This window comes from Pantoea sp. GW821-FHT03E06 (assembly GCF_059420725.1).
This window is the reverse complement of sequence record NZ_JBWKUG010000001.1, coordinates 3,754,646-3,767,658: the sequence shown is the minus strand read 5'-3', so window position 1 is coordinate 3,767,658 and position 13,013 is coordinate 3,754,646. Positions and strand designations below refer to the sequence as shown.

At 54.4% G+C, this 13,013-nt stretch carries 9 protein-coding genes; 7 read left to right on the top strand and 2 right to left on the bottom strand.

Going from position 1 to position 13,013, the window contains the following annotated elements:
* Positions 1 to 82: 82 nt before the first annotated feature.
* The gene (gene msrQ / locus AC07WB_RS17495; RefSeq protein WP_097095857.1) at positions 83 to 685 is read right to left on the bottom strand and encodes a protein-methionine-sulfoxide reductase heme-binding subunit MsrQ; all 603 of its coding nucleotides are present in this window, start codon (positions 683 to 685) and stop codon (positions 83 to 85) included.
* On the bottom strand, positions 686 to 1,690 hold the full coding sequence (gene msrP / locus AC07WB_RS17490) for a protein-methionine-sulfoxide reductase catalytic subunit MsrP (RefSeq protein WP_097095858.1): 1,005 nt from the start codon (positions 1,688 to 1,690) through the stop codon (positions 686 to 688).
* Positions 1,691 to 2,014: 324 nt separating this feature from the next.
* On the opposite strand from msrP, the gene csrD reads away from it, so the two are divergent.
* The 7 genes from csrD (at position 2,015) to yhdP (ending at position 12,958) form a co-directional block, all read left to right on the top strand.
* A complete protein-coding gene (gene csrD, locus AC07WB_RS17485; protein WP_097095859.1) occupies positions 2,015 to 3,961 on the top strand; it encodes an RNase E specificity factor CsrD in 1,947 nt (648 codons plus the stop codon).
* A 310-nt stretch (positions 3,962 to 4,271) separates the two neighbouring features.
* Positions 4,272 to 5,315 carry a rod shape-determining protein MreB gene (mreB, locus tag AC07WB_RS17480; protein ID WP_007891976.1) on the top strand — a complete coding sequence of 348 codons (1,044 nt, stop codon included), beginning with the start codon at positions 4,272 to 4,274 and terminating at the stop codon, positions 5,313 to 5,315.
* A 197-nt stretch (positions 5,316 to 5,512) separates the two neighbouring features.
* Positions 5,513 to 6,547, top strand: coding sequence for a rod shape-determining protein MreC (gene mreC / locus AC07WB_RS17475; RefSeq protein WP_097095860.1), 1,035 nt, complete (start codon positions 5,513 to 5,515; stop codon positions 6,545 to 6,547).
* Entirely contained in the window at positions 6,544 to 7,032 is a 489-nt protein-coding gene (gene mreD / locus AC07WB_RS17470) for a rod shape-determining protein MreD (RefSeq protein WP_097095861.1), read from the top strand. Before mreC ends, mreD begins: the two co-directional genes overlap by 4 nt.
* A gap of 8 nt (positions 7,033 to 7,040) precedes the next feature.
* Positions 7,041 to 7,634: a Maf family protein gene (locus AC07WB_RS17465; RefSeq protein ID WP_400458205.1), complete on the top strand. Its 594-nt coding sequence runs from the start codon at positions 7,041 to 7,043 to the stop codon at positions 7,632 to 7,634.
* Positions 7,624 to 9,093 (top strand): ribonuclease G, encoded by a 1,470-nt coding sequence (gene rng, locus AC07WB_RS17460; protein ID WP_097095863.1) that lies wholly within the window; start codon positions 7,624 to 7,626, stop codon positions 9,091 to 9,093. Before AC07WB_RS17465 ends, rng begins: the two co-directional genes overlap by 11 nt.
* Before the next feature lie 46 nt (positions 9,094 to 9,139).
* The gene (yhdP, locus tag AC07WB_RS17455) at positions 9,140 to 12,958 is read left to right on the top strand and encodes an AsmA2 domain-containing protein YhdP (RefSeq protein WP_494940932.1); all 3,819 of its coding nucleotides are present in this window, start codon (positions 9,140 to 9,142) and stop codon (positions 12,956 to 12,958) included.
* Positions 12,959 to 13,013: the final 55 nt, after the last annotated feature.

Genomic DNA, 13,013 nt, shown 5'->3' with positions numbered 1-13,013 from the left:
CTTATCTGCGAAGTTGATCGGATGTGGCCCGAAGGCCACACGTTTTAACAGATATCGCGGGAGGAACACAACCTTGCGGGGACTATCTGTGGAGAAGTTTACGCAACTTATTGTAACGCCACGCTAACAGCCCCATAGCCAGTACGGCGTAAATCACGGGCTGTGGCGACAGCACTTTCACGGACCATAAATAGTGAATGGGGGCGAGGATCGCGACAAGATAGATGCCATTGTGCAGCGTTTGCCAGCGACGGCCGAGCTTGCGTTGCATGCGTTGAAATGAAGTGACTGCGAGGGCAAATAACATCACCCAGCTGATCATGCCCAGTAACAGATAAGGGCGTGAAACGATCTCGCTACCGAGTAGACGCAGATGATCGTAGCCCAGTTCCAGCAAGTAATAGCTGGTTAGATGCAAGCTCGCCCAGGCAAAACACCACACCCCGAGTAAGCGCCGGGTACGGATCAATAACGGCTGTTTAAGATAGCGTGTGAGCGGGCTGACCAGCAGCGTGGCTAACAGTAATTTCAGCGCCATTCTGCCGGTAAAATGTTGGATGTCTTTCGCCGGATCGGCGCTTAGCCATCCCTGGCTCGCGGCCATAAAAAGGTAAACAAACGGCAGAAAAGCGGCCAGATGCAGCACGACTTTTAACGCTGTGATGTGGCGTAAAGTGAGGCGCACTTAATAGTTCTCCCGTAGGTCCAGGCCGCGATACAACGAAGCCACCTCTTTCGCATAGCCGTTAAACAGCAGCGTCGGTTGGCGATCAACCTTCAAAATCCCGCCCGCACCGATGAAGCGTTCAGTGGCCTGCGACCAGCGCGGATGATTAACATGCGGGTTCACGTTGGCATAGAAACCGTACTCATTGGCAGCGATCTGGCTCCATGTGGTAGGTGGACGATCGTGCGTCAGCGTGATTTTCACGATCGATTTAATGCCTTTAAAACCATATTTCCACGGCACCGTCAGACGAATCGGTGCGCCATTCTGCGGCGGCAGCGCCTTGCCATACACGCCGGTGCTGAGCAGCGTCAACGGATGCATCGCTTCATCCAGACGTAAACCTTCAACGTAGGGATAATCCAGCCCACCGCCGATAAAGCGATCTTTCTGCCCCGGCATTTGGTCTGGCGCATATAGCGTTTCAAACGCGACGTAGCGCGCGTTACTGTTCGGCTCAACCAGCTTCAATAATTTGTTCAATTCGAAGCCAACCCACGGAATCACCATCGACCAGGCTTCAACACAGCGCATACGATAAATGCGCTGTTCCATGGCGAAGCGCTTGAAGATGTCATCCATATCCAGCGTCATCGGTTTGGCGACTTCGCCTTCAATGCGTAGCTGCCAGGGATCGGTTTTCAGCGTACCGGCGTTGGCCGCAGGATCGGCTTTATCCAGACCAAATTCGTAGAAGTTGTTATAACCTGAGACCTTATCAAACGGCGTCAGCGGCAAATCCGCCTGCCATTCAGCCGGTTTAGTAAACTGCAAATCTTTGCCTGCTGGCGCCGGCGGGCGATCGTTACCTTTAAACCAGCCCAGCACATCGGCGTGTGCTGTACCTGGCAAACTGGCTGCCGCGGCACCTAATCCTAGTGCTTTCAGCACCTGACGGCGGCGCATATTAAAGACGCTTTCTGGCGTGACGTCGGCTTCTGTGAGCAAGTGCTTCAGGTTCATGACGCTCTCCTGCGAATAATGAATTGTGGTTAGCATGCTTAACTTCAGCGTTGGGCGCTAACTTACTGGTCAAAATGTGAAATTTCCTGGTGCTGCCACGCCTTTGAGAATAAGACGAAAAGGCCCACGTCAAAGTCAGGTCATCGAGGATTGACGCTATACTCGCGCCGAAGCGCTTATCGAGCTCAGTTCAGCGCTATTTTGATGCGAGTCTGGCGCTGAATCACACAGTGATCTGTGTTATTTTGCTCAGGTTTGCGCCAATGGTAAGAGTGGCGTCGACGGATTAACTCCGTTCATAACCGCAGTAATGCAGGCACAGGGATGCGATTAACAACTAAATTTTCTGCGTTTATTACATTATTAAGCTTACTGGCAATGCTTCTGATGCTGGTGGGCTGCGCTTTTAGTTTTATTTGGCTATCGCAGCAACGCGTGGAAACGCGCATGCATACGCTAGCCGTTGAAGTTGATAAAGCGCTGGCGACACAATCGCCGCAAGAATTAACGCAGTGGCTGACGCGCATGATGCCCGTGGTGAATGCCGAACAGATGCAATTGATCAATGGCGAGACACTCGTGTTCAGTTTAGCCCGCCATGAAAATCCGATGCTGGAAGATGAGCCTAATCGCTTTGTTCAGTTCGATTTGCCGCTAAAGCATTCACCCGGGCTCGAACTTCGTATCGTAGTGCTTGATCCCGCAAAAACCTGGTTCCGTTCTTTTACGGGTGCTTACACGCTGATTGTGCTACTCACCGTGGTGGGCATCATGTCTGCGCTGCTGGTGATGACCCATCGTTGGCTAAATCGTCGCTGGCATAATATGGAGCAGTTAGAAGCGCGGGCCGAACGTATTCTGGCCGGTGAGCGCACAACGCGCAGTGACGCTATCGATGAGTGGCCGCCAAAAGCCAGCCGCGCTATGGATGCATTACTGGGTGATTTAAAAGAAGCAGGCGAACAGCGGTTACGTATTGATACCTTAATTCGTACTTTCGCGGCGCAAGATTCGCGCACGGGTCTGAACAATCGTTTGTTCTTTGATAACCAGCTCGCGACCTTGCTTGAAGATCAGGAAGATGTCGGTACTCATGGGGTTGTCATGATGGTACGCCTGCCGGATCTCGATACGCTGCACGAAACGCTCGGCCCCACGCTGGTGGAAGAGTACCTGTTTGATCTCATCAATATGCTCTCTACGTTTGTGCTCAGGTATCCGGGTGCATTGTTGGCTAGATATTTTCGTAGCGATTTCGCCGTATTGCTGCCGCATCGTACCCTGAAAGAAGCCAACAGCATCGCCGATCAGCTGATCAATGCCGTCGACTCGCTGCCACCGATGCGCATGGTTGACCGCGACGATTTAATTCACATTGGCATCAGCGCGTGGCGCAGCGGACAAAGCGTGGCGCAGGTGATGGAAAATGTAGAAATGGCAACGCGACGCGCGGCATTGCAAGGTGGCAATAGCTGGTCGGTCGGTGAAGGGAATACGCTGGATATGGGACGCGGCAGCGTGCGCTGGCGCACCTTGCTGGAGAATACGCTGAATCGCGGCGGCCCGAGGTTATATCAGAAACCAGCACTGCTATTGGATGGGAAAGTCCATCATAGAGAGTTGCTGGCGCGGGTGTATGACGGCGATAAAGAAGTGGTTTCGGCCGAATTCATGCCGCTGGTGCTGCAGCTAGGCATGACCGATAGCTGGGATCGCCAACTTGTTACGCGTATTGCTGCCCTCTCTGAGATGTGGCCCGATGAAACGCTGGCCTTGCCGGTCAATCTCGATTCACTTTTGCAGCGGCCTTTCCAGCGCTGGCTGCAAAAACTGCTGTTGCAGTGCAGCAAATCGCAAAGAAAACGTTTTTTATTTGAACTTGCAGAGGCCGACGTTTGTCAACACCTCAACCGTTTAGTACCGGTTTTCCATATGTTAACCGCATTTGGCTGTCGTATTGCGGTGGATCAGGCGGGTTTGACGGTGGTGAGCAGCGCTTACATCAAGCAGTTCCCAATTGAGGTGATCAAGCTCGCGCCGGGTTTAGTGCGAAATATCGAACGGCGCACTGAGAACCAGCTGTTCGTGCAGAGTCTGCTGGAAGTGTGTAAGTCGTCGCCGACGCAGGTTTTCGCGGCGGGCGTACGTACCAGCGCGGAGTGGCAAATGCTGTCAGGCTTGGGCGTTTCAGGCGGGCAGGGCGATTTCTTTGCCCCTTCACTGCCGGTCAACAGTAATGTGAAAAAACACTCACAACGTTATCGGATTTAAACCTTCAGCCTGCGACGTGCAGGCTGAAGGCTGTTTATCTCGCTTATTTGTGCCGGAACGCGCGATCCTGGCGGCTGGAAATGTTAGATTTTATGTCGAAATTACCCCGCAATTACTGAGGTAATTTGGGTTGATGTGGCGTGTTAACGCCATTTAACGGCGGCGAAAGACGAGACTATCAGGCCAAAAAATTAATCAGCGTATTTTTTCACCGAAGCAGAACGTTTTTGCGCCTTGTAGCGGCTTCGCGTGGTTGGTAAAGTAGGCGGATTTTATTTTCCGCCCCCAGCTTGCAGGATTATCCCTTAGTATGTTTAAAAAATTTCGTGGCATGTTTTCCAATGACTTGTCCATTGACCTGGGTACCGCGAATACCCTGATTTACGTGAAAGGACAAGGCATCGTGTTAAACGAGCCTTCAGTGGTTGCTATTCGTCAGGATCGTGCCGGCTCCCCAAAGAGCGTAGCGGCTGTCGGTCATGACGCTAAGCAGATGCTTGGCCGTACGCCGGGCAATATCGCTGCTATCCGTCCTATGAAAGATGGCGTTATCGCCGACTTCTTCGTCACTGAAAAAATGCTGCAGCACTTCATTAAGCAAGTGCATAGCAACAGCTTTATGCGTCCAAGCCCACGGGTGCTGGTCTGCGTACCCGTTGGCGCGACCCAGGTAGAGCGTCGTGCCATCCGCGAATCTGCACAGGGTGCAGGCGCGCGCGAAGTCTTCCTGATTGAAGAACCAATGGCTGCGGCGATTGGTGCGGGTCTGCCCGTTTCTGAAGCGACCGGTTCAATGGTTGTCGATATCGGTGGTGGTACCACTGAAGTGGCGGTGATCTCACTGAACGGCGTGGTTTACTCCTCTTCTGTACGCATTGGTGGTGACCGCTTCGATGAAGCTATCATTAATTATGTGCGTCGCAACTACGGTTCACTGATTGGTGAAGCCACTGCGGAACGCATTAAACATGGTATCGGTTCGGCCTATCCTGGTGATGAAGTGCACGAGATTGAAGTGCGCGGTCGTAACCTCGCCGAAGGTGTGCCGCGCGGCTTTACGCTGAACTCAAATGAGATTCTGGAAGCCCTGCAGGAGCCGCTGACCGGTATCGTGAGCGCGGTGATGGTTGCACTGGAACAGTGCCCGCCAGAGCTGGCTTCAGACATCTCCGAGCGCGGAATGGTGCTGACGGGCGGCGGTGCGCTGCTGCGCAACCTTGATCGTCTGCTGATGGAAGAGACCGGTATTCCGGTGGTCGTTGCAGAAGATCCGCTGACTTGCGTAGCGCGCGGCGGCGGTAAAGCGTTAGAAATGATCGACATGCATGGCGGCGATTTGTTCAGCGAGGAGTAATTCCTCAACGGCTGAGACCCTGATCAAATTGCGCAGGGAATAGCGCCTATACCCAAAATTATTCGAACGCGACTAAAGTTTGAAGGATGAGGGATATACGCTGACGCTGCGCACGACGGCGTGATGCGTCCAGCCCTGGAGGCGTTGGTGATTTAAACTAACGCTTCTTCCCTGATGTCGAGGAATACGCAGAATTTATGAAGCCGATTTTTAGCAGGGGGCCTTCCCTGCAGTTGCGCCTCTTTCTGGCAGTCATTGTGGCTATCGCGATTATTATCGCCGATAGCCGCGTGAGCTCCTTTTCCCAGATTCGCAACTACCTGGACACGTCGGTCAGTCCATTTTATTTTTTGGCCAACGGGCCACGACAACTTCTTGACGGCGTCTCTGATACGTTGGCTTCACGCCAGCAATTAGAGCTGGAAAATAAAGCGCTGCGCCGTGAGCTCTTCCTGAAAAACAGTGACCTGCTGATGCTGGGGCAATACAAGCAGGAAAACGCACGTCTGCGCGAACTGCTCGGCTCGCCGCTGCGTCAGGATGAGCACAAGATGGTGACCCAGGTCATCTCAACCGGTACCGATCCTTACACCGATCAGGTGGTCATCGACAAAGGCAGCGTAAACGGCGTTTACGAAGGCCAACCGGTGATCAGTGATAAAGGCGTGGTGGGGCAAGTCGTTGCCGTCGGTCAGGTAACCAGTCGCGTATTGCTGATTTGCGATGCTTCCCATGCGTTGCCGATTCAAGTGCTGCGTAATGATATTCGTGTCATCGCGGCCGGTAACGGTTGTAGTGAAGATCTGCAACTTGAGCATCTGCCGGGCAATACCGATATTCGTGTGGGCGATGTGCTGGTGACCTCTGGCCTTGGCGGACGTTTCCCGGAAGGTTATCCGGTTGGCGTGGTCTCCTCGGTTAAAGTGGATACACAACGTGCTTACACGGTGATTCAGGCGCGTCCGGCCGCCGGTCTGCAACGTCTGCGCTATTTGCTGCTGCTGTGGGGTGCGGATCGTAACGGCTTAACGCCGATGGCGCCGGATGAAGTTCACCGCGTCGCCAACGAGCGTTTAATGCAGATGATGCCGCAGGTTCTCCCGCCTGCTGGTGAAATGGGACCGCCCGCACCGGATATGATGCAGCCCGCTCAGCAAATGGGGCCGCCGCAACCCGCTAATAGCAGTCGTTCGCAAGGGAATTCTGCGAACACACGCGGAGGCCAGCCTTGAGTCGATATCGCAGCCAGGGCCGATGGGTTATCTGGCTGTCCTTCCTGATTGCCCTCATCCTGCAAATCATGCCGTGGCCGGAACAAATCTATATGTTTCGGCCTTCATGGCTCTTACTGATCTTAATTTACTGGGTGCTGGCGCTGCCGCATCGGGTTAATGTCGGTACCGGTTTTTTTCTTGGTGCAATCATGGATCTGGTGGCGGGCTCAACGCTGGGCGTACGTGCGCTGGCGTTCAGCATCATCGCGTATTTGGTGGCCTTTAAATTTCAGTTATTCCGAAACTTAGCGTTGTGGCAGCAGGCATTAATGGTTATGGTGCTGTCCCTTGCGGTGGATGTGATTGTTTTCTGGGCAGAATTCCTGGTGATCAACGTCTCTTTCCGCCCGGAAATCTTCTGGAGTAGCGTGGTCGACGGCATCCTCTGGCCTTGGCTATTCTTATTAATGAGAAAGATTCGCCGCCAGTTCGCTGTTCAGTAAGGAATACTATGATTACCCTGTACCTCGCATCCGGTTCACCGCGTCGACGTGAGCTGTTAACGCAGCTTGGTCTGCAATTTGAACGCCTGATAACCCATGTCGAAGAGCAGCGCCAGCCAGAAGAAGCGGCTGAGGGTTACGTGCGTCGTCTGGCATCCGATAAGGCGCGCGCGGGCGTTGCGGTGGCGCCGCAGGATCTACCGGTTCTCGGGGCCGATACCATTGTGGTGCTAAATGGCGAAGTACTGGAAAAACCGCAGGACGCCGCGCATGCCGCCGCAATGCTGAGCAAGCTGTCGGGGCAAACCCATCAGGTGATGACGGCTGTGGCACTGGCCGATACCCAGCGTGAATTGGACTGCCTGGTGACCACCGACGTGACCTTCCGCAAGATGTCAGCGGAAGAAATTTCGCACTATATTGCCAGCGGCGAGCCGATGGATAAAGCCGGCGCGTACGGAATACAGGGCCTTGGCGGCAACTTTGTCCGCAAGATTAATGGAAGTTATCATGCCGTAGTGGGATTGCCACTGGTTGAAACCAGCGAGCTGCTGAGCCATTTTCAGTCACTGCGGGCGTTAAGGGGACAAGATGACGGCTGAACTGCTGGTAAATGTGACACCTTCGGAAACCCGTGTTGCCTACATTGATGGCGGCATTCTGCAGGAAATCCACATTGAGCGCGAAGCACGACGCGGCATCGTGGGAAACATCTATAAAGGACGCGTCAGTCGCGTCTTGCCGGGTATGCAGGCGGCGTTTGTCGATATCGGCATGGAAAAAGCCGCCTTTCTACACGCCTCCGATATCATGCCGCACACCGAATGCGTAGCGGGTGATGAGAAGAAAAATTTTGTGGTGCGCGACATCGGCGAACTGGTGCGGCCCGGCCAGGACTTGATGGTGCAGGTGGTTAAAGATCCGCTTGGCACCAAGGGTGCGCGTCTTACTACCGACATTACTTTGCCTTCGCGCTATCTGGTGTTTATGCCCGGCGCTTCACACGTTGGCGTATCGCAGCGTATCGAAACGGAAGCCGAGCGCGAGCGCCTGAAAGCGGTGGTCGCGGCTTATTGCGACGACCTGGGCGGCTTTATTATTCGTACTGCCGCGGAGGGCATTGGGTCCGAAGAGCTGGCGCAGGATGCCGCCTTCCTGAAGCGTTTATGGACCAAAGTCAGCGAGCGTAAAAAGCGCAATCAGACGCGCTGTCTGCTGTACGGTGAACTGGCGTTAGCGCAGCGCGTACTGCGTGATTTCGCTGGCGCGGCGCTGGATCGCATTCGCGTCGACTCGCGTTTGACCTGCGATTTGCTGGTGGAATTCACCAGCGAATACATTCCGGAAATGGCCAGCAAGCTCGAGCTCTACAGCGGCAAGCAGCCGATTTTTGATCTGTTTGACGTTGAGAATGAAATCCAGCGCTCGCTTGAGCGCAAGGTGGAGTTAAAATCCGGCGGCTATCTGATCATCGATCAAACCGAAGCGATGACCACGGTGGATATCAACACGGGTGCCTTTGTCGGACACCGCAATCTTGACGAAACCATCTTCAACACCAACATTGAAGCGACGCAAGCTATTGCGCGTCAACTGCGGCTGCGTAATCTCGGCGGCATTATCATTATCGATTTCATCGACATGAGTAATGACGAACATCGGCGTCGCGTGTTGCATTCGTTAGAGAGTGCGCTGAGCAAAGATCGGGTAAAAACCGGCATTAATGGCTTCTCTGCGCTCGGTTTAGTGGAGATGACGCGCAAACGCACGCGTGAAAGTATTGAACATGTGCTGTGCGCGGATTGCCCGGTGTGTAAAGGACGCGGCACGCTAAAAACGGTGGAAACCGTGTGTTATGAGATCATGCGTGAAATTGTGCGTGTGCATCACGCTTACGATTCTGACCGTTTCCTGGTGTACGTTTCACCGGCGGTGGGCGACGCGCTGAAGGGCGAAGAGTCACACGCGCTGGCGGAAGTGGAAATCTTCGTCGGCAAGCAGGTCAAAGTCCATGTTGAACCGCTCTATACCCAAGAGCAGTTTGATGTCGTTATGATGTAATCGTGAGGTTTCGCTCCGTAAGCCAACGGACAGCAAGGAGAGGTGTGTGAGGCGGTTGCCGAGGATTTTGTTACTGCTGCTCGCCGCAATCATCGTTATTGTGGCGCTGCTGGTCAGCGGGCTGCGCCTCGTGATGCCGCACCTCAACAGTTATCGCAGCGATATTCTGCAGACGATCTCCCGCGTCAGCGGCGTTACGGTGGATGCTAGCGAACTGCAGGGGAAATGGGAGAATTTCGGACCCACGCTACAGGTGCGCGATCTCAACATTTCGATGCAGGAAGATGGCCAACTTACCATCGGCCGCGTCAACCTGGCGCTCAACGTCTGGCAATCGCTGTTGCACTGGCGCTGGCAGTTCCGCGATCTCACCTTTTGGCAACTGCATCTTGCAACCAACCAGCCGTTGCTCACCAGTGATAAACAAAAAAACAGCTTCAAGCCTGGGCAAATTAACGATCTGTTCCTGCGCCAGTTTGACCACTTCGATCTGCGTGATAGCAGCATCCGTTTCCTAACGCCGTCCGGCCAACATGCCGAGCTGGCGATTCCCCGCCTGACCTGGCTTAACGAAGATATGCGCCATCGTGCCGAAGGCGAAGTGAGCCTCTCCAGCTTTACCGGTCAGCATGGCGTGGTGCAGGTACGGCTCGATCTCAACGATAACAACGGCTTGCTTAGCGATGGTCGCATCTGGATGCAAGCCGATGATGTAGATGTGCGCCCATGGATTGGGCCGTGGTTGCGCGATAATACCAGCCTCGAAAGCGCGCGCTTCAGTCTCGCCGCGTGGGTAAATTTGCGTGATGGTGAGGTTTATGCCGGCGATCTGCTGCTGAATAAAGGCGGCGCACGCTGGCGCGGCGAGCAGGGCGATCATCAGCTGCAGGTTGATGGCTTAACGGCACATCTATCGCGCTTCCAGAACGGCTGGAGTCTTTCAGTGCCGCAAACGCGTTTGAGCACTGACGGCATCGCGTGGGCGCCAGGGCATTTCTCTCTGCTTTGGAAGCCGGAAGATAAGCAGATGCTCGGCGCTAACAGTTCGCCGGAAGTGCGCGTGCGTGCAACCCAACTCGATCTGGAACGTCTGGCGCCTATCGCACCGCTGTTTGCTCCGCTTTCTCCGACCTTGCTGGAAAACTGGCGTTCGCTGCAGCCGCGCGGGCACATTGATGCGCTAGCACTGGATATTCCTTTACAGCAGCCAGAGCAAACGCGCTTACAGGTAAAATGGCGTGACCTTGCCTGGCAACAGTGGGAGCTCCTACCGGGAATCAGTAACCTCAGCGGTAGCGCCAGCGGCAGCCTTAATAATGGCCAGCTGGACGTGGCGATGGGCCAGGCCGACGTGCCATACGGTGATATGTTCCAGGCGCCGCTGCAGATTAAGCAGATTACCGGCAAACTCAACTGGCAGCGCGATGCTAACGGCTTAACGCTGGACGGTCAGCAGCTTGATGTGCAGGCGCGTTCGCTATGGGCGCGCGGCGACTTCCGCTATCAGCAAAATCTCGGCAAAGCGCCCCGGCTTGATATTCTCGCTGGGATTCGCGTCACTGATGCTGGCGATGCTTGGCGCTATTTCCCGCAACAGTTAATGGGACACGACCTTACCCATTATCTCAGTACCGCGATTAAAGGCGGGCAGGTGGATAACGCCACGCTGCTGTTTGCGGGTGATCCATCGCTCTTCCCGTTCAAGCACAATGACGGCATGTTTGAAGTTTGGGTGCCGCTGCGCAACGCCACCTTCGCGTTCCAGCCCGGCTGGCCAGCATTAGAAAACCTCGACATCAATCTCGATTTCCTCAACAACGGGTTATGGATGAAGGCGGAGAAAACCCGGCTCGGCGACGTGGATGCACGTAACGTCAGTGCGGTGATTCCGGATTACCTGAAAGAGAAGCTGATTATTGATGGCGATATCAGTGGGGAAGGTCAACAGATCGCGGACTATTTCGAGCAAACGCCGCTGAAATCGACATTGGGCGCGGCGCTGCAGCAACTGCAGATTGGCGGCAAGGTGCGTGGCTCATTGAACCTTGATATTCCACTGGATGGTGAAGAGGTGCACGCCAGCGGTAACGTGGTGATGAACAATAATAGTCTGCATATCAAGCCATTAAATACCACGCTGAACAACCTTACCGGGCGATTCCGTTATAACAACGGCAATCTTGAAAGCGAAGAGATGCAGGCAACCTGGTTCGGGCAGCCAACGGGCGTGAGCTTTAGTACCCAGGAAAATCCGGACGACTTTGGCGTTAACGTTAAGCTGTTGGGCGACTGGCAGCCAGGCAAACTGAAAATGCTGCCGGCAGGCATTGCGCGACAGCTGAGCGGCTCATTGCCGTGGCAGGGCAATGTCGATATCACGCTGCCGCATAAAGGTGGCGCGAGTTACAAGGTGGAACTGAAAGGTGATGGCAAAACAGTAAGCAGTCACTTACCTGCTCCATTGGATAAACCCGCCGGTGAAGCGATGCCGATTACCATTAACGCCAACGGTGACCTGAAAGGCTTTACCCTCAGCGGTAGCGTGCACGATAAGCATCGTTTCAACAGTCGCTGGCTGCTGGAACCGCAGCTGCGTGTCGATCGTGGTATTTGGCTTAACGATGCGAAAAGCACGCCAAAGCTGCCTGAAAATCGTGGCATGGAGCTGAACCTTCCCGCGCTGGACGGTGAAGCCTGGATGGGATTACTGGCAGGTGCGGGCGGTTCACGTAACGCGCAGGGCGAACCTGAAGTGGGCGGCGCGCTGTTGCCGGGTGATTTCATTCTCCGCACGCCGGCGCTGATGCTGGGTGGCCAGCAGTGGCACGACGTTAACGCGACGATTACCCAGGGCCCAAGCGGTAATACGCGCTTACAGCTGGAAAGCCGTGAAGCGCGCGGCAGCTTGCAGACAGCGCAGCATGCCCCCTGGCAGATCGACCTCAGCTATCTTTACTACAATCCTGAATGGGCCGATAAAAACGACGATAAATCTTCGCCGTTTAGCGGTGGCAGCAGCAACATCAATTTCAGCAGCTGGCCCGCATTGCAGCTCAATTGTGATGAGTGCTGGCTGCGTGGGCAGAAGTTTGGCCACATGCAGGCGAAGCTACAGCCACAGGGAGATACGTTAGTACTTACTAATGGGTCAATTGATTCCGGCAGCTCGAAGCTCAATGTGGCGGGCGAATGGGTGAATAAACCTGGCGATCAACGCACTTCCTTGAAAGGTAGCCTGAGCGGTAAGAATATTAATGATGCCGCCAACTGGTTTGGTATGAACACGCCGCTGCGCGATGCGCCGTTTAAGGTAGATTACGATCTGCATTGGCGTTCTGCGCCGTGGCAGCCATCAGAAGAGACGCTAAGCGGTACGCTGAAAAGTCACTTTGGCAAAGGGCAGATTGCGGATGTGAATACCGGCCGCGCCGGGCAGCTGTTACGTCTGTTCAGTTTTGATGCCTTACTGCGTAAGCTGCGTTTCGATTTCAGTGACACCTTCAATGATGGCTTCTATTTCGATTCAATCAACGGTACCGCGTGGATTGAAAACGGTGTGATGCGTACCGATAACCTGCTGGTGGATGGGCTCGAGGCTGATATCGCCATGAAGGGCAATATTGATCTGGTCAAGCGTCAGATTGATATGGAGGCGGTGATCGCACCCGAAATCTCCGCTTCAGTCGGCGTGGCAACCGCCTTCGTGGTCAATCCGGTGATTGGTGCTGCAGTGTTTGCCGCCAGTAAAGTGCTGGGGCCGCTGTGGAACAAGATTTCACTGCTGCGTTATCACATTAGCGGACCGCTGGATAAGCCGGAAATCAATGAAGTGCTGCGCAAACCGCGCGAAGACGATAAGAAGTGAATTTGACGCCGTCGGGTAATTGCCGCAGGCTATGACTATCCGAGCACATAATGAG